Consider the following 17,362-nt stretch of genomic DNA (forward strand, 5'->3'; position numbering starts at 1 on the left):
CTATTAAAACCCTCTGATCTGTGTGAAGGGGAAAATGCGGGCGATGACCGGCCCGACGATGTCGTACAGCGGAATGTTGCCCATGCAGTTACGCGAGTCACACGAAAAATTACCCTCACGATTATCACCCATCACGAAAACCGTCCCCTCGGACACCTTGGTATCAACATCGCCAGAGGTGGGCGACTTTGGTTCGTTTTTGTTGACGGTTGTATCAGGGTTAAAGCCGTTCGGATGTTCACTGTTATAAACGGTGACAATGCCGTTTTTGACGGTGACGCGCTCACCCGCGAAAGCAATTACCCGTTTGACGATATATTCGTCGTGACCTAGGGTTGGATTGTAATTGGGATTTTTAAAGACGATAATTTGGCCGCGCTTGGGGATATACTGCTGATTTTGAAGCTGTTTAATGGTGACTGATAGTCGGTCGACGATCAGGCGGTCGTTGGTGTGCATGGTGTTTTCCATACTTGGACCTTGCACGCCAAAGCTACGAAAAACAAAGGTATTGATCAAAATTGTTCCGATGATTACCCCGATTACAAAAATAATCAGTCCCAGACTGTCCCTCAGGCGCGGGTGTCGATCGAGAAAGTGAGCATCCATCCGCCTTATTATACATGGTTTGGCGGCGAAAACCAAAAGCTTGATCAATAGAGAAGTGTGCTATAATAAGGAGCAGTGAAAATTTCAAATAGGAATTCGGTCGATGGATTTGTACCGCGGAGGGTTCAGCGGTCTCGTTTGGGTGGTGTATCGCCAGAGCAGGTAGCCGCTCATCCTCATCAGGCGGAGCAGCCTACCCCACAGATACTTGGGCAGCAGCCGGTCCAATTACCGCGCCAGTCACTGTCGCAAGCTGATCGGGTGCGTCTCGCGACTTCGTCAACTGCTGATATTGACGAAGATATTAGCAATTCGCTCAAAGATCTCGAGCTTCAAAAGTCCGAAACACCTCGCGAAAAGCGCAAGAAACCGCATAAGAAACGTCGCAAGCTAAAGATTATTATCCTGGTGATCGTGGCGCTGATAATTCTGGTGGGCGGATTTTTGCTGTACAAGGCGTGGGTCAATGCGGGGCGAGTGTTTGGTAGCGGTAATCTGATTGACTTGTTTCAGAATCAACCGCTGAAAATGGATGCACACGGGCGGAGCAATATGCTGATCCTCGGTACGACGGATGATGATCCAGACCATCCGGGCGCAACGTTGACCGACTCAATGATGGTGCTGAGTGTTGATCAAAAGAAGCACGATGCCTATATGTTTAGTATTCCGCGCGACTTATACGTGCAGTTTGGGCGAGTTTGTAATTCTGGTCGTGCCGGCAAGATTAACGAATATTTTGACTGTGTTGCCAAGGGTAATGATGAACAGGCTGAAAAGAAGCGGATAGATGCCAGCCGCGAGTTTGTTGGCAAGATTTTTGATATGGATATACAGTACGTAGCACACGTTAATGCTCAGGTAATCAAGGACGCGGTTAATGCGGTTGGTGGTGTGACGGTGAATGTTCAGAGCGACGATCCACGAGGTGTGTTTGACCCGAGCGTCGACTGGATGTGTCGGGAGAAGGGACTGTCAGCGGAGCAGCGGAAACGGCGCTGTCCGACGGGGCATTACATTCATTTCAAGAATGGGCCAAATGAGATGGACGGTGACAAGGCGCTGTATTTCTCGCGAGCGCGTGGAGCGCTGGGCGGTTCGTATGGGCTGGACAAGTCGAACTTTGACCGCGAGAAAAACCAACAGTTGGTGCTGATGGCGCTCAAGAACAAGGCAGCCTCGACAGGCACGCTGACTGATCTTGGCAAGGTGACGGCGCTGATGGACGCCATGGGCAAGAATCTGCGCACTAACGTTGATGCCAAGGAAGTCCGTACGGTGATGGATGTTGCTTCCAAGATCAAGGATACGGACATTCACCGCCTCAGCTTTATTGAAAAAGATAATGTCCTGCTTGGCACGAGTAGTGTTGGTGGCGCCAGTGTGGTCGTGCCGACAGCTGGCCAGTTTGATTATTCGCAAATTCGATCATTTATCAAGGTGGAAATGTACGGTGATGCACTTGCCAAGGAAAAGGCGCGTGTTCTGGTGCTCAATGGCAGCGGCGTGGTTGGGGCTGCCAAATCCGAAGCTGATCGCCTAAAGGCAGCATCGCTCAACGTGGTGAGCGTTGGCAATTCACCACAGAAAATTACCGAAAAGTACAGGGTTTATCAGCTGGAGTCGGGCAAGTCCAAGCAGGCTTCTGCCAACAAGATTAAAGAACTGTATGGTGTAACATTAACCGAAGGTAAACCGCCATTTAACCTGCCAGCCGAAGCTGACTTCGTAGTGATAATCGGGCCGTAATTTGGTATAATAGGGTGGCAATGGAGTTTCTGAAAAAAACAGCCAGGCGACGGTCGCTTCTCAGTAATATCGCTTATTATGCACTCAATTTAGGGATGGTGGCAGTCTTGTTCTGGATGTCGCAGGAGATTCATTATCCGTTGGCGGCGATTGTGCTGGTACTCTTAAGCAAGTGGCGGACATTGTCGGTGCGCCCTAAGTTTTGGCTAACGAATATTCAAGGAAGCCTGGTTGACGTGGTGGTTGGTCTCGGTGTGGTGGCGCTGATGTATGCGCCGCAGGCGACGCTGGTGCTACGAATTGCGCTAGCGGTATTTTATGCGATATGGCTTGTCGCTATCAAGCCGCTATCAAAGCGCTGGCAGATGACATTGCAGGCGGGTCTCGCGGTATTTATCGGCACAGCAGCACTGTTTGCAGTGTCACACGAATGGTCAGCTGCGGTGGTTGTGCTGTGTGCGCTAGTCATCGGGTATGGTACGGCTCGGCATTTTCTATCGACGTTTCGTGAGGAGCAGATTACGGTACTCAGTCTAGCCTGGGGGCTGGTGTTTGCGGAGATTGGCTGGCTGGCGCATTACTGGACGTTTGGCTATGCGCTGCTTGGGGTAAACGCGCTGCAACTACCACAGGCGACGATTATCTTTATACTGCTGTCATTCGTAGCTGAGCGTGTCTATACCTCTTGGCATAAGCATAAAACGATCGTTATTGCTGAAGTTGCTGGCCCAGCTATCTTGGCGTCGGCACTCATCCTGACTATCTTATTATTCTTTAACTCGGTGACACTATAAATTATAAAATTGGAGTAAACCTATGGAGCAAGAAGCGAATCTAACCAACCAGCCAAAACCGAACCGCCGCAAGAAGATTGCGCTGATAAGTATATGTATCATTGCGGGCATATGGCTGGCGTTTGGTTCAGCGGCATTTGGGTCGTGGTTAACACTTCAGTTGACGAAGCAATCTCCGCAGCCAGTGGCTGATGGCAACCGGGTTATATCGCGAGACGAAGCCGATGTTAGCGAGGTGGTACAGCGTGTTTCTAAAAGCGTAGTCTCAATTGTTACAACCAAAAACGGTCGGTCCTTTTCGTATAGCGACGTGCGGCAGGGTGCTGGTACGGGCATTATCATTAGTAAGGACGGCTATATTTTGACAAATAAACATGTTGTCAAGGACGCTGATCGTGTTGAAATTGTGAGCAGTGACGGCACGCAATATACCGATGTCAAGTTTGTCGGAGCCGACCCACTCAACGACGTGGCATTTCTCAAGATTAACGGCGTTAATGATCTGCCAGCGGCCACCCTGGGTGACTCAGGTACCGTTCGTGTCGGTCAGAAAGTGATTGCAATCGGCAATTCATTGGGTCGTTACCAAAATACTGTGACGATGGGTATTATCTCGGGCAAGGGTCGGCCGGTTCAGGCGTCCACTAGCGAGCGAAGCGGCGAAGCCGAGAGCTTGACTGATTTGCTCCAGACCGACGCCGCGATCAACCCGGGCAATTCTGGTGGGCCACTCCTCAACATGTCGGGCCAGGTTATCGGCATCAACACAGCGATTGTCTCGGATGCACAAAGCGTAGGTTTTGCGATTCCGATCGGTGCTGCCAAGGGGCTAGTCCGCAGCGTGTTGGCATCTGGAAAAATTCAGAAATCGTATATCGGCGTGCGATATATCGCTATCACGCCTGAGGTGCGTGCCGAGTATAAACTATCCGCCAAAAGCGGCGCCTATGTCGGTGGTTCACGCGACAAATCGGCGGTCGTCGCTGGCGGGCCGGCAGATAAAGCAGGCATCAAGGACGGCGACGTCATTACCAAGGTGAATGACAAGCTAATCGGCGAGCAGGGCGGCCTCGGCAGTCTTATTTCTGGGTTCTTGCCAGGCGAGACAGTAGAACTGACTATCCTGCGCGACGGCAAGGAACAGAAGGTCAAGCTAACGCTTGGTGCTTACAAAGCGTAGGACGATGATAAAGCCGCGCGTCTCTGCCTCGTGAAGGCCGTGGTCCTTTGCTTGGTCGAGAATTGCCTGGTGCTGTCGCGGGTCGGCCTCTAGAAAGAGCAGGCCGCCCGCTGTTATGTGGCGCGGCGCTTGCTCAATAAGCATCTCGATCAGCCTCAGTCCGTTATCTGCTGCAAACAGGGCCTCAGCTGGTTCATGGCGCAGCTCTGGCGAAGTCTCCCAGGACTGGTCAACATACGGTAAATTAGCAAAGATATAATCTACTGGCTCAATCTGCCCAGAAAGGAGTGACTGTTGCTGCAGCGTCACCCGCGCCTGCAAATTGCTCGCGTTTTTCTCGGCAATTTTTATGGCTTGTGGACTAATGTCCGATAAAATAACCCGCAGGGACGGCCGCTCTAACGCCGCTGTAATGCCGAGGCAGCCCGAACCGGTACCGATATCAATTAGCGTCTTTGGCGCGATCTCACCGGCTGTCAGCACCAAGAACAGGGCAATCATCTCCTCCGACTCCGGCCGCGGCACCAAGACGGCCGGTGAAACGGTAAATTTCCGTCCGTAAAATTCCTTACAGCCCAAAATATATGCCAGCGGCACTCGGTCAAGGCGCAGGCTCAGCCTGGCCTCGGCAATATCAACCCGCCGCGGGTCAATCTCCTCATCCAGGTGTGCGTGAAGGTATGTTCGGTTCTTCCGCAGGGTGTTAGCCAATATCAGCTCGGCGTCCAACCGCGCCGACGCAATACCTATAGCTTTTAACTGTTTAGCGGCGTTCTTTAGCCAGGTTGCTATATTCATGTTGTTAATTATACTACATAGCTAGGAATGAGTAAAGTGATTATGGTTGCAAAATAGCTATAAAGTTGTAAAAAGTATTGACAAATCACGAGAGAGAGAGTAATGTAAGAAGCACACTAAGCATAATCAAGTAAAAAGGAATAAGTTGTGGATAGAAATAGGACTCCATCACCAGCGACATTAGAACATATGGATGAAGAGCGTGAGCCGCGTGTCGTCACCTATGAAAGCGGTGCTAGAGTGTTAGTTTACGATGAGCCGGGTGACAAAGTAACTATCGGTGCTGGTCATAAATATTTTGAAGATCCTAAGTTGAGTGGCGGCATGCTTTGTTTTGAGGCTACTCGTGATGATGGCGTTAGGGTTAAGTCTTATGTTACACCAGATAAGGTTGTGACTGCACGATACTATGATCACATGGTCGCGTATGATGTATATACGCGCAACAATACCCGAGACGAGGCAGCGATACCAGTGCCAGTGGGCAATGATATACACGGACGAGAGTTCGTGATTGGTGAGGATATTACGGAAATTCCGGGGTATGCTCGTGGCGGTATGACGCTAAAATCCATTTCGGCGGAGCATAAATATGATATGGGTTGCCGTGATACCATAAAAGGTAAAAGTCCATTCGAGACAATAAAACACAAAATTGAAAAGCAGCGACGGAATAGTAAAGTTGGCTCGGTTGCACTAGGTACACAATACTACTAAGCGGCTGACACTACTTTTCCGCATTCTTCGCTTTAAGTTCACGCTCAAAACGTTGCAGATGTTCAATAAGGTCGTCAATATCCCCATTCATTGCCGCGGGGATATTGCTGCGGCTGTAGTGGATGCGGTGGTCGGTGATGCGGTCTTGCGGGAAGTTGTAGGTGCGGATTTTTTCAGAGCGGTCGCCAGTGCCGACTAGCGAACGCCGTTCAGCGCTTAATTTGGCGTTTTCTTCGTCAATTTTCATCTGCAGCAGCCGCGAACGCAGCACGCTCATGGCTTTTTCGCGGTTTTTGATCTGCGACTTCTCGTCTTGGTTGGTAACCATGATACCAGTCGGCAGGTGAGTAATGCGTACTGCCGAGTCGGTGGTGTTGACGCTCTGACCGCCGTGACCAGAGCTGCGGTAAATATCGACGCGCAGATCATTCGGGTTGATTTCGATGTCAGTCTCTTCAGCTTCTGGCAGCACCGCTACGGTGACGGTGGAGGTGTGGACGCGGCCTTGGCTTTCGGTGACTGGCACGCGTTGGACACGGTGGACGCCGCCTTCGAATTTCAATTTGGCGTATGGCGCGTCGCCCTTGACCATGAAAATGACTTCTTTGTACCCGCCGGAGTCGTTGGCAGATTCACTGATGAGCTCAGTTTTGTAGCCATTTGCTTCACACCAACGTAAATACATGCGGTACAGTTCCGCTGCAAACAGCGAGGCTTCGTCGCCGCCAGCGCCAGCCCGGATTTCTATGATGATGTTTTTCTCGTCGTTTGGATCTTTTGGTGTCAGTAGGATGAATAATTCTTCTTCCAGCTCTGCCAGACGTGCTTCAGTCTCAGTGATTTCAGCTTTCGCTAATTCTGCCAATTCGCCGCCATCATTCGCTAATTCTTTGGCGTCACGTAGATTTTGCTCCAACGCCGCTCGCTCTTCACCCTTGGTAATGAGCGTCTCTAGCTCGGAAAACCGCTTATTTTTACTCGTGAAGTCCGGCGAGCCATACGCGTCGGGACGCGCTAAAAAATCACCCAGCGCTGCCCGCTCCGCCTTCAACGCCTCGAGGTCGAGAGAGATTTTTGTCATATGGATTATTATAGCATATTGGTGGGGGGTGGCGGGCTTACTAGTAAAATACCGATAGTATGATAAAATACTTGACAAATAAAGAAAAATAGAGTAATATGTAGACCATTGGTACATCACGTATTGCAGTAGCAAAGATAAGGAAAATAAAAAGTATGGGCAAATTATTACAAGCAACACGACGTATGGTCAACGAAACCTTCGGGACAAATTTTGGGCGGGTTCGTAATGTCGAGAAGGCCTGGGAGATGGCACAAGAAGAAAATGCTGAACATACACGCCGGCAGACAGAAAGGAAGTTAGCAAGTTTAGCCCTTGACGAGCCGCGCATAGCAGAACTGAAAGATGGCGCAGGTCTCCCGGAGACAAAGGTCGGGTCTCCTGAGTTTGTTGCTAAGATGTTTGCAAATGCCAGTGAGTACATGTCGGGAAGGGACAAAGGCGATGAGTCGACAGAGCGGTGGCTACCAGCTATGTATGACCTTCCGTCTCTAGATCAAAATGTGAAGGTAGAGCAAGTTTCGTGCTACGGTGATTTTATTGCGACGAGGCAAGAAGATGGCGGGCAGATTATCGGTATGGTTGAGACACGTGATGTTGGAGGTACTGATTCCGATCCTAGACGTGTTCGTGTATCAACCTCTTATGATCCTAGAACGGGTGTGATCAAGGAAGTGCGCCTTACGAATCACTTGCAAAGGGAGAAGAGCGGCCGCAGGTATACTGGTGACCATGTGGTTACAAAAACTGATGGTGAAATATGGTGGTTTTCTCCAGATGGTACTGCTGAACATGTTGCTACTGATGAAAATGGAGTGCGGAAACCAGGTACTCTGTATCGAGAGGATGTAGGAGAGTTAGCTCACTTACTGAGACTTGAGCACATGATGGAGCACTTTGACAGCAAACTAGAAAAATCTAGCAGGAGTTAGTATAAAATAATTCAAATTCAATCTAATTGTAATAACTCCGCTTTAGCGGAGCTATTACGTGATATCAAAAGTATTAATGAGTTAGGGCTATTTCTTAACCTTCTTAGTTTTTACTTTAGGTGTGGCCGCTTTCTTCTTTGTGTCGTCTGTGTCATCATCTGCTACCTTGGCGGCTTTTTTAGCGGCAGCCTTCTTGGCTTTATTTGCTAGGGCCGTCTTGCGAGCCTGGGCGGCTGCTTGGCGTGCCTTGAACCGGTCAACACGACCCTCGGTGTCGATGATCTTTTCTTCGCCGGTGAAGAATGGGTGCGAGGCGCTGGAGATGTGCACCTTGACGAGTGGATAAGTCTTGCCATCTTCCCAAACGATGGTATCCGTGGTTTGCGCTGTTGACTGAGTCAAGAACGCGAAGCCCGCTTGATCGTCGCTAAATACGACCGGGCGATAGTTCTGTGGGTGAATACTGCTTTTCATAACCTTGGTATTTTAGCAAAAAATGAGGAGCAATGCAAACTTAAAACAAGTGACGGGGCGCTAGTGTCTACGAGAGGGCCAGATAGGCATAAATGCAACAAGGACTCGTTACGACGTAGTTGCGTCTGATGTTTACTAGTGGTATAATTAGCGGGTAACTAAACATAACGACACAGCCCGTCGCAGCTCCAATAAGCGGCGGGCGAGGAAAAGGAGTAACCTAATGTCTGTAACAGTAGACATGAAAGCTTTGTTTGAAGCTGGTGTTCATTTCGGACACAAGACCAGTCGCTGGCACCCAAAGATGGCGCCGTATATTCATTCAAAACGCCAGGATAGCCATATCATTGACTTGGCAAAGACGGCTGAGGCGCTAGAGAAGGCGCTGCCGGAGCTGACAAAAATCGCCGCTAGCGGTAAAAAGGTGCTATTTGTCGGTACGAAAAAGCAAGCCAAAGACGTGGTGCGCCAAGCGGCCGAGAGCATCAATCAGCCGTACGTGGTTGAACGCTGGATCGGCGGTATGCTGACCAACGGTTCGACAATCGCTCAGCAGATCAAGAAATTGAAGAACCTTGAGAAGCGGATGGCGTCAGGCGACCTGGAGAAGCGCTACAACAAGCTAGAGGTGCAGCGTTTCCAGGAGGAAATTGATAACCTGAATTTCAAATATGGTGGCATCAAGAACTTGATGGGCAAGCCAGGCGCCGTGGTTGTGGTTGACGCACTGACTGATGCGAACGCAGTGTGCGAGGCAGAGGCTCTGGGCGTGCCGGTGTTTGCCGTGGTTGATACTAATGTCAATCCAACGGGTATTGATTACGTCATCCCAGGCAACGACGATGCGATCAAGAGCATCCAGCAGCTACTTGACTACTTCACGGCAGCTGTAGCTGAGGGCGCGGGTAGCGTGAAGGCTGAAGAAAAACCAGTGAAAAAAGAGGAGAAATAGGATGGGAGTTTCTGTCGATGACATTAAAAAGCTGCGCGAGTTGACTGGCGTTGGTTTGACTGATGCTAAAAAAGCGCTGGTCGAGACTGATGGCGATTTTGACAAGGCGCTGGAGGCGATGCGTAAAAAAGGCTTGACCAAGGCTGAGAAAAAGGGCGACCGCGAAGCGCGCGAAGGCTTGATTGAGGGCTATGTACACTCGGGCCGAATTGGCGTGGTGGTTGAAGTGAACTGTGAGACCGACTTCGTGGCGCGGCTGGATGATTTCAAGACATTGGCGCACGAAATCGCTATGCAAATTGCAGCCATGAGTCCGAAGTATGTTTCTGAGGCGGATATTCCGGCTGAGGAAATGGAGCGGGTTAGGACAGAGCTAATGGCCAGCGAGGTATTGGCAAGCAAGCCTGAAGAAATGCGCGAGAAGATTGTTGAAGGTCAATTGAAAAAGCATTTTGTCGAACAAGTATTAATGAGCCAGGCGTACATCTTGGACGATTCTAAGACAGTTGAGCAGCATATTAAGGAAGCGATCGCTAAACTCGGCGAGAACATCGTGGTGCGTCAGTTTAGGCGAATTGAGCTGGGCGTGAGCGAATAATATCGTCATACTTTGATTTAGCATGATAAATCCCGCCATTTTGGCGGGATTTTAGCGCGTTGAGATTATCAAACAGTCATCCCTCTGGTGGCGGGCGTCAGTGGTGGTGACGATGAATTGGTGGTTCTGGATGGTCTCTTGGAGGAGCTTTTCGCGGGTGGCGTCCAGCTCAGAAAAGACGTCATCCAGGAGGATCAATGGTCGTGATTGGCTTTTTTTCGTTTGCAGTTCCAGCTCGAGTAGCTTGAAAGCTAGCATAATGGTGCGCATCTCGCCGCGTGAGGCGACTTTGATGGCTGGTTGATTATGGAGGAAAATCGCAAAATCTTCGCGGTGCGGGCCGGCCGAGGTGTGGCCTGTGGTGATTTCATAGTCGCGGGTGCGCTGCAGGTGATCGAGGAGTGCTTGTTCATATTGATCAAGTGATGCACTGGCTTGATAGGCGGCCGTAAAAGCTGTCTTGTGTCCCGCTAGCGCTACATATAAACTACTCAGCGCCGCCTCGTGTTTAGCCAAGAATTCAGCACGAGCCTGGGCGATGTGGGTCGCTAGCTGGACGAACTTAATATCCCAGGCAAAGAGATGATCACGCCAGTTTTGGGTCGTCTCGTGGGGGTGTTTGAGTAGTTCATTGCGCTGCAGCAGGGTTCGGTGAAAGGCACGGAGAGTGGCTTCGTATTGAGCATCCAGCCGAGATAATATACCGTCCAGAAAATCCCGCCGCCGCGATGGCGAGGAGGAAATGAGCCGTAGCTCGCTCGGCTCAAACAGAACGACCGGCAGGCGATGTTTGCGGGGAAGGAGCTTGCTGCGGCTATCGTTAATCGTAAACTCTTTATTTATCGTGCCGTCGGTTGTGCGGAGCAGCTGGAGGCGTCGAGAGGCATTGTCGGTTTCGAGGTGGATGATGGTTTGTGTTTGGTCGTGCTGCATGCAATCAGCAAGACTGCCACGAAAGCTACTGCCGCGGAGGGCAACGTATATCGCTTCGAGCAAGTTTGTCTTGCCGGTGCCGTTTGGGCCAATGATGACGGTGCCGCCTGGCGCCAGTGTCGTCTCATAAAGGTCGTAGGAGCGAAAATGATATAGTTTGATTTGTGTTATCACTGACGATAATTATATCATGCGGCTTCTTCTGGCGAAGTTAGTTCCGCATAAGGATCGGCGACCCGTCGGAGATTTTTTTGGTCTTCTGGATCAATGAGTCCTGGATGAGAGAGAATGCTATGTTTAATGTGGGTTTCATGCAGTGAAAGGGGACGTTGCATGCCTCTATATTTGGGCGGTAGGTCTTGCTCGCTGCCACTAGTAATATCGTTTTTGATGACACATTCCCACGTGTCGGGCGCGCTCTCGATGAGCTTGACATGGTGAGTGCCAGTGACGCCCAAGTAATCAATAGGCATTGGCGGAAATTCAATGGCTACTCGTGGTGTTTCGGGGTGCTCCTCCATATACCAGTCTTCTGCACGGCGGATGGTGAATTCCTGTCCCCCGTATTCAACTTTTACGGTCTTGAAGCCATTGGGGTGTTCCTTGTCGGCATCAAGAGTGTCATTATTTTCAGCGGCGATCGCGGTAGCCTCACCAAAGAACTCACGACTTTCGTCTTGGTCGCCTGGTGTTTCCACGTCGCCGGTAGGTTCGTTGATACCATCCGGGAGATTACCGTAAAGTTTTGCATTATAGTCACCGTCGCGTGCTGCAACTTCCTCAGAACTAAGCGGAGTTGGTCTTCTCTTTGTCCTCTCTCCGTCTTTTCCAATCCAGTCTAGTCGTTCAAAATCGTAGGTCATTTCTAAGTTTTTGTTTAGTTATACGTTAACGTTTTGATTTTAGCATGAATATTTGGATAAGTCAAGCAGACAACCTTGCCACTAGTCTGTTATAATGGATGACAGATAACGGGAGGAAATATGTTTGACACACAACCATATGAGGATAAAATGGCGCAGGCGTTTAGCCATTTTCAGGACGAGCTGAAAAAGGTGCGGACGGGACGGGCGCATGCCGGGATGCTGGACGGCGTGATGGTGGAGGCGTACGGGACGCGGATGCCGCTGAACCAGGTGGCAAATGTGACGGCGCCGGAGGCGCAGATGCTAGTAGTGACGCCGTTTGATCCGAGTAATATTACGGCAATTTCGGCAGCGATTCGCGACAACCAGAGTTTGGGTTTTAATCCGTCCGATGATGGGCGGGTGGTGCGCGTGCCAGTGCCAGCGCTGACTGAGGAGCGCCGCAAGCAATTAGTCAAGCAGGTTAGCGAAAAGGTCGAAGAAGCGCGGATCGCTATGCGGACGATTCGCCAGGATGCTCTGAAGGATGCCAAGCGCATGAAAGACGCCAAGGAACTCGGCGAGGATGATTATAAGCGAGTCGAGAAAGAGATTGACGCGCTGATGAGTAAGGTGCAGACGCAAATTGACGAAGTGTTTAAGGCGAAAGAAAAGGACGTGTTGACGGTTTGATGAGTCGGACATTTGCCGGGCGTGTGAAAGAATTAGGGCTGCCGCTGGATCAGATTATTATCATTGGCAGCGGTATTTTGGATCAGTTAGGAATCCGCTGGTCTACTGATATTGACGTGGCGGCAGGTCAAGCGGTATTAGAAAAAATTGCTCGTAGCGATGGCTGGGCTAAAAAGATTGATAAAAATCAACGCCAGTATTTGGTGAAGCATGATGGATCGGCCGAGATCTGGGATGGCTGGGAAATTGACGGGCGAATTGTTGAGTATGACGAGCTGCTGGACTACGCGGTGGAATATGATGGTGTGAAGTTTGTCAATCTAGATTTTCTGCGGCGCTGGAAAAACTGGCGCGGGCGCGAAAAAGATATACAGGATGTGAAATTGATTGATGAGTGGAGGGTGAAACATGAGTGAAAAAACAGAATTGCCGAGGCACGTTGGCTTTATCGTTGACGGTAATCGCCGCTGGGCGAAGCAGCACGGCCTGCCGGCCTATGAGGGGCATTTGGCGGGATACAATAGTCTGAAGGATGTGCTACTGGAGACGTTGCGCCGTGGCGTCAAGTATGCCAGCGCGTATGTGTTCAGTACAGAAAATTGGAAGCGTTCTGAGGAGGAGGTTGGGCATTTGATGGGCCTGCTGCTCAAGGTACTGGAGTCGGACGTGCCGATATTTTTGGAGCATAATGTGCGGATGCGGGTGATTGGTTCACGCGAGGGGCTGTCAGAGACCTTACGAAAAGCGATTGAGCGAGCCGAGGAGCGAACGCGGAATTTGACGGGTGGCGAGCTGCTTTTGTGCCTTAATTACGGCGGACATTTGGAAATTGCCGACGCGGTTAAAAAAATTGTTCAGTCGGGCGTGGCGGTCGAAGAGGTGACACCAGAACTGATCGCTCAGAACTTGTATGCGCCGGAAGTGCCGCCGTGTGACCTCATTGTGCGAACAAGCGGCGAACAGCGATTGAGTAATTTCATGCTGTGGCGGGCAGCATACAGTGAGCTAATGTTCATCGAGAAAAACTGGCCGGACATGACGATAAAAGATGTGGAGTTCATTCTAGAGGAGTACAAAAAACGTAATCGGCGCTTTGGAGGGTAATAATGGTGTTCATTGGAATTTTGATCGGGCTGATCATACTGGTTTTGTTGGTGGTAGTGCACGAATTGGGGCACGCGATCGTGGCGCGGCGCAATGGTGTGGTGGTTGAGGAATTTGGTATCGGTTTTCCACCGGCTGCGAAAAAATGGCGGCCTAAAAAGAGCTTTCTTGGCAAGAATGTGATGTTTAGTCTAAACTGGCTGCCGCTCGGCGGGTTCGTCAAGCTGAAGGGTGAATACGATTCGGCCGAAGGCGCAGGGACGTATGGCGGCGCTACTTTTTGGGTAAAGACCAAGATTTTATTAGCCGGCGTGATGATGAATTGGCTGACGGCTGCCCTGCTGTTCATGATATTGGCGCTGGTGGGGATGCCAAAAATTTTACCACAGCAGGCAGTGCTACCATTTGATTCGCGGGTGGAGCGTTCGGCGTTGACGGTGGCGCGAGTGACGCCAGGTTCGCCAGCGGAGAAAGTTGGCCTTCAGCGTGGCGATGAGGTGCGAAAGATCGGCGATCATAACGTGGCAACACCAGCCGAGCTGTCGGCAGCCACGAAGGCGCAGGCTGGTCGTGAGGTGATGATTGAGCTGGTGCGCAGCGGTCAGATGTTCACCAAGCAGGTCAAATTGCAAACTGCTGAGCAAGCAAAGAATGGCGGCTATCTCGGCGTCGGCCCGCAACAGACGCAGACGATTCACAGTACCTGGTCGGCGCCAATCGCAGCAGTGGTGACTACGGGGCAATTGACGTATGAGACGGTGGCGGGCGTTGGCTCGATCCTTGTAAAAACGATCAACGGGACGATCGGGCAATTAGTTGGCTCGCCAGAATCTCGCCAGGCGGCCAAGGCTGATCTGGCGGCGGTTGGCGAAAGTGTGGCCGGGCCGGTCGGCATCTTGGGTGTGCTGTTTCCGTCAGTGCTGAGTTCTGGTGTGACGCAGATTTTACTGCTGGCGGCGATCATTTCGTTGACACTAGCGGTGATGAACGTGCTGCCAATTCCGGCGCTGGACGGCGGGCGGTGGTTCACGATGGCGGGCTTTAAATTATTCAAGAAAAAATTGACCAAAGAGCGCGAGGAAACGATTCAGGGCATCGGCTTTCTGGTGCTAATGGCGCTGACGGTTTTAGTGACATGGAGTGATATTGCGAAAGTATTAAGGGGATAAAATTATGAGAAAGCGGGCGAGAAGTGAAAAAACCCAGTCGACAAAGGGGCGGCTGAATAAACATAATTGGTGGCTGCTCATTGTGCTGCCAGCATGGACGTATGCGGCGTTCTGGATGGCGCAGTTAATTGTGCTTGGCCTAGTGTGGGTGCTTAGTCATGTTGGTGTGCCGCTTGGTTCGGTGAATGAGGTGCTGCTGAACGCGACGGGTTCGGTCGTTGTGTATGTCCTGGCGGTGACCTTGGTGGTGGGCCTGCCATTTTATGTCCGTCGCCGCCGAACGACGCTGAAAGAAATGGGGGTGACCGATTGGCCGTCGTGGTGGGACGTGGTGATTACACCGGCAGCCTTTATTGTATACACAATTTGCTCAATGGTGTTTTTAACAGTGGTGACTAAACTGATAGCAATTGATATTCATCAGCCACAGGCACTGCCATTCTCGCAGTCGATGCTTGGTACCCAGTGGCAATATATCGCGGCATTTATGACGATAGCGGTGCTGGCGCCGGTGGCGGAGGAGCTACTATTTCGCGGTTATTTGTATGGTAAATTGCGGCGGACGGCGCCAGTTTGGATGGCGGTTTTGATCACCAGCCTGACGTTTGGGGCGGCGCATTTGTGGGGAGGCAGCGGGTCGTTGCAGTGGGCGGTCGCGGCCGATACCTTTGTGCTGAGTATCGTGATGAGCCTAGCGCGGGAGTATACCGGCGCGATCTGGGTGCCAGTTTTGATGCATATCGCGAAAAACAGCATCGCCTTTTATGCGCTGTACGTTAATCCAAACCTTTTAGAGCAACTAAAGTCGGCGCTGCTGCCGCTTATCGGAGGAATGTAAAATGCGAATGAGCCAACTATTTACGAGGACGGCCAAGACCGCACCGGCGGACGAAGTGTCGAAAAATGCCCAGCTCCTCATCCGCGCGGGATTTGTGTATAAGGTGATGGCGGGCGTGTATGCGTACACGCCACTAGGGCTGCGTGTGCTGGAAAACATCAAACAAATTGTCCGTGAGGAGATGAATGCGATTGGTGGCCAAGAGTTGATCATGACGAATTTGCAGCGCCGCGAGACCTGGGAGGCAACTGGTCGCTGGAGTGATGAGGTGGTCGATGTGTGGTTTAAAACTCGCTTGCAAGACGACACTGAGCTGGGGTTGGCATGGAGCCACGAAGAAGCGATTATGGAAATGATGCAGCAATATGTTAAAAGCTATAAGGATCTACCGGTTAGCGTGTATCAGTTTCAGACCAAGTTGCGTAATGAACTGCGATCAAAGAGCGGTATTATGCGTGGCCGTGAATTTGTCATGAAGGATATGTACAGTCTGCACGCCACACAGGAGGACATGGATCAGTACTATGAACGGGTTATTGAGGCGTATAAGCGCTGCTATGCGCGGTTTGGCATTGGTGACAGTACATTTGTGACATTTGCTGGCGGTGGGGCGTTTACTAAGTTTAGTCACGAGTTCCAGACGATATGTGAAGCGGGTGAGGATACACTGTACGTCAATGCTGACCAGACGGTAGCCGTCAACGAAGAAGTGTTGGATGATGCTACTAAGGAATTGGGCATCAGTAGAGATGATCTACTACCAGTTGTCAGTGCGGAGGTGGGCAATATATTTAAATTTGGTACCGAAAAAGCTGAACAGATGGGTATCATGTACACCGGTGAAGATGGCAAGCAGCATCCGATTTACCTTGCAAGCTACGGCATTGGTATCACGCGGGTGATGGGTGTGATTGCCGAAAAAATGTCGGATGATAAGGGGTTGGTCTGGCCGGAGAATATCGCACCGTTCAAGGTTCATGTGGTGGCGATTGGTGATAAGGGTCAGGAGCTAGCGAGTACATTATATACCGAGCTGGCAGAAAAGGGCGTGGAGGTGCTGCTGGATGATCGGGCTGAGCGGCCGGGTGTCAAGTTCGCCGATGCGGAGTTGATGGGTCTGCCATGGCGGATTACGATTGGTGAGCGAGCGATTGATAGCGATGGGTTATTTGAACTGACCGAGCGGGCAACTGGTGAGACAAAGAAGTTGGATTATCAGCAGTTGCTTAGGTTTTGTTTGGAGCGCGGGTGATCACATTGTCTGATATGTGCGACGGAGGCCAGATTGCACCAGGGGCTCCGTCATGTATTGACATGGTTTGGGGTGATTGCTATACTCGTAGAGACTTAAATAACCATATGGATAAGCGCTATATATAGCACTTTTTGTTTTTGTAGACGCTATATATGGAGTGAGGAGAGTAACATGAATAAGGTATATCAGATTACTGAGAGTGGCCAACGTGAGCTAGAACGAGAGCTAGACGAGCTGAAAAGTCGGCGCGGTGAGATCGCTGATAAAATCGCGGCAGCGCGGGATTTTGGCGATTTGAGCGAAAATGCAGAGTATGACGCAGCGCGCGAGGCTCAAGGGCTGCTAGAAACGCGCATCACCGAGATTGAAACAATTTTGCAGAATGCGAGCATCATTCAGGCTGGCAGTAGTTCGACGGTGGTGCTGGGTAGTACAGTGGAGCTGGAGGCGAACGGTAAGACAGTGGTTTATACCGTCGTTGGGCCGGTCGAGGCGGATCCGCTAGAAGGGAAGGTCTCGAATGAGTCGCCGATTGGCCAGGCGTTGATGGGAAAAACAGTTGGTGATACGGTAACGATCAGCACGCCAAAGGGTGAGTTAGCGTATACAGTTGTGGCGCTGCGGTAGAGTCTTGGGGCGAT

Annotated in this window: 20 protein-coding genes; 14 read left to right on the forward strand and 6 right to left on the reverse strand. The window is 50.9% G+C overall.

From position 1 onward, the window contains the following. Nucleotides 1-3: 3 nt before the first annotated feature. The gene (lepB, locus tag GWK77_00970) at nucleotides 4-609 is read right to left on the reverse strand and encodes a signal peptidase I (protein QHU92748.1); all 606 of its coding nucleotides are present in this window, start codon (nucleotides 607-609) and stop codon (nucleotides 4-6) included. Nucleotides 610-684: 75 nt separating this feature from the next. On the opposite strand from lepB, the gene GWK77_00975 reads away from it, so the two are divergent. The 3 genes from GWK77_00975 to GWK77_00985 are packed head-to-tail and all read left to right on the forward strand — an operon-like array spanning nucleotide 685 to nucleotide 4,332. Then, on the forward strand, nucleotides 685-2,358 hold the full coding sequence (locus GWK77_00975) for a hypothetical protein (GenBank protein ID QHU92749.1): 1,674 nt from the start codon (nucleotides 685-687) through the stop codon (nucleotides 2,356-2,358). Nucleotides 2,359-2,378: 20 nt separating this feature from the next. Continuing rightward, nucleotides 2,379-3,152 (forward strand): hypothetical protein, encoded by a 774-nt coding sequence (locus GWK77_00980; protein ID QHU92750.1) that lies wholly within the window; start codon nucleotides 2,379-2,381, stop codon nucleotides 3,150-3,152. A gap of 22 nt (nucleotides 3,153-3,174) precedes the next feature. Continuing rightward, nucleotides 3,175-4,332: a PDZ domain-containing protein gene (locus GWK77_00985; GenBank protein QHU92751.1), complete on the forward strand. Its 1,158-nt coding sequence runs from the start codon at nucleotides 3,175-3,177 to the stop codon at nucleotides 4,330-4,332. Here GWK77_00985 and prmC read toward each other — a convergent pair. Beyond that, the gene (gene prmC, locus GWK77_00990; protein ID QHU92752.1) at nucleotides 4,306-5,130 is read right to left on the reverse strand and encodes a peptide chain release factor N(5)-glutamine methyltransferase; all 825 of its coding nucleotides are present in this window, start codon (nucleotides 5,128-5,130) and stop codon (nucleotides 4,306-4,308) included. The genes GWK77_00985 and prmC overlap by 27 nt on opposite strands. Before the next feature lie 147 nt (nucleotides 5,131-5,277). On the opposite strand from prmC, the gene GWK77_00995 reads away from it, so the two are divergent. Continuing rightward, entirely contained in the window at nucleotides 5,278-5,847 is a 570-nt protein-coding gene (locus GWK77_00995; GenBank protein QHU92753.1) for a hypothetical protein, read from the forward strand. Nucleotides 5,848-5,857: 10 nt separating this feature from the next. Here GWK77_00995 and prfA read toward each other — a convergent pair whose 3' ends face one another. Beyond that, the gene (prfA, locus tag GWK77_01000; protein QHU92754.1) at nucleotides 5,858-6,928 is read right to left on the reverse strand and encodes a peptide chain release factor 1; all 1,071 of its coding nucleotides are present in this window, start codon (nucleotides 6,926-6,928) and stop codon (nucleotides 5,858-5,860) included. A gap of 155 nt (nucleotides 6,929-7,083) precedes the next feature. On the opposite strand from prfA, the gene GWK77_01005 reads away from it, so the two are divergent. Then, the gene (locus tag GWK77_01005; GenBank protein ID QHU92755.1) at nucleotides 7,084-7,860 is read left to right on the forward strand and encodes a hypothetical protein; all 777 of its coding nucleotides are present in this window, start codon (nucleotides 7,084-7,086) and stop codon (nucleotides 7,858-7,860) included. A gap of 87 nt (nucleotides 7,861-7,947) precedes the next feature. Here the strand turns inward: GWK77_01005 and GWK77_01010 are convergent, their stop codons facing one another. Then, nucleotides 7,948-8,334 (reverse strand): type B 50S ribosomal protein L31, encoded by a 387-nt coding sequence (locus tag GWK77_01010; protein ID QHU92756.1) that lies wholly within the window; start codon nucleotides 8,332-8,334, stop codon nucleotides 7,948-7,950. Between the two features lie 223 nt (nucleotides 8,335-8,557). Here GWK77_01010 and rpsB point away from each other — a divergent pair, with 223 nt between their 5' ends. Both rpsB and tsf read left to right on the forward strand, forming a co-directional pair. Beyond that, a complete protein-coding gene (gene rpsB / locus GWK77_01015; protein QHU92757.1) occupies nucleotides 8,558-9,286 on the forward strand; it encodes a 30S ribosomal protein S2 in 729 nt (242 codons plus the stop codon). Between the two features lies 1 nt (nucleotide 9,287). Beyond that, complete coding sequence (tsf, locus tag GWK77_01020; GenBank protein ID QHU92758.1) at nucleotides 9,288-9,884, forward strand: translation elongation factor Ts; 597 nt, start codon at nucleotides 9,288-9,290, stop codon at nucleotides 9,882-9,884. A gap of 51 nt (nucleotides 9,885-9,935) precedes the next feature. Here the strand turns inward: tsf and recF are convergent, their stop codons facing one another. Both recF and GWK77_01030 read right to left on the reverse strand, forming a co-directional pair. Beyond that, the gene (gene recF, locus GWK77_01025) at nucleotides 9,936-10,991 is read right to left on the reverse strand and encodes a DNA replication and repair protein RecF (protein ID QHU92759.1); all 1,056 of its coding nucleotides are present in this window, start codon (nucleotides 10,989-10,991) and stop codon (nucleotides 9,936-9,938) included. Nucleotides 10,992-11,005: 14 nt separating this feature from the next. After that, the gene (locus tag GWK77_01030; protein ID QHU92760.1) at nucleotides 11,006-11,680 is read right to left on the reverse strand and encodes a hypothetical protein; all 675 of its coding nucleotides are present in this window, start codon (nucleotides 11,678-11,680) and stop codon (nucleotides 11,006-11,008) included. A gap of 120 nt (nucleotides 11,681-11,800) precedes the next feature. Here GWK77_01030 and GWK77_01035 point away from each other — a divergent pair, with 120 nt between their 5' ends. From GWK77_01035 to greA, 7 genes are all read left to right on the forward strand, one after another. Further along, a complete protein-coding gene (locus GWK77_01035) occupies nucleotides 11,801-12,355 on the forward strand; it encodes a ribosome recycling factor (protein ID QHU92761.1) in 555 nt (184 codons plus the stop codon). Then, nucleotides 12,355-12,771 (forward strand): hypothetical protein, encoded by a 417-nt coding sequence (locus GWK77_01040; protein QHU92762.1) that lies wholly within the window; start codon nucleotides 12,355-12,357, stop codon nucleotides 12,769-12,771. Before GWK77_01035 ends, GWK77_01040 begins: the two co-directional genes overlap by 1 nt. After that, nucleotides 12,764-13,459 (forward strand): di-trans,poly-cis-decaprenylcistransferase, encoded by a 696-nt coding sequence (uppS, locus tag GWK77_01045; GenBank protein ID QHU92763.1) that lies wholly within the window; start codon nucleotides 12,764-12,766, stop codon nucleotides 13,457-13,459. The genes GWK77_01040 and uppS overlap by 8 nt, the downstream gene beginning before the upstream one ends. Before the next feature lie 2 nt (nucleotides 13,460-13,461). After that, nucleotides 13,462-14,628 carry a PDZ domain-containing protein gene (locus tag GWK77_01050; GenBank protein QHU92764.1) on the forward strand — a complete coding sequence of 389 codons (1,167 nt, stop codon included), beginning with the start codon at nucleotides 13,462-13,464 and terminating at the stop codon, nucleotides 14,626-14,628. A gap of 4 nt (nucleotides 14,629-14,632) precedes the next feature. Then, nucleotides 14,633-15,466, forward strand: coding sequence for a CPBP family intramembrane metalloprotease (locus GWK77_01055; GenBank protein QHU92765.1), 834 nt, complete (start codon nucleotides 14,633-14,635; stop codon nucleotides 15,464-15,466). Nucleotide 15,467: 1 nt separating this feature from the next. Beyond that, on the forward strand, nucleotides 15,468-16,718 hold the full coding sequence (locus GWK77_01060; protein QHU92766.1) for a prolyl-tRNA synthetase: 1,251 nt from the start codon (nucleotides 15,468-15,470) through the stop codon (nucleotides 16,716-16,718). Nucleotides 16,719-16,892: 174 nt separating this feature from the next. After that, entirely contained in the window at nucleotides 16,893-17,348 is a 456-nt protein-coding gene (gene greA, locus GWK77_01065) for a transcription elongation factor GreA (protein ID QHU92767.1), read from the forward strand. The last annotated feature ends 14 nt before the right edge of the window (nucleotides 17,349-17,362 follow it).

It is taken from the genome of Candidatus Saccharibacteria bacterium oral taxon 488, assembly GCA_010202645.1.
Lineage (GTDB): Bacteria > Patescibacteriota > Saccharimonadia > Saccharimonadales > Saccharimonadaceae > Nanosynbacter.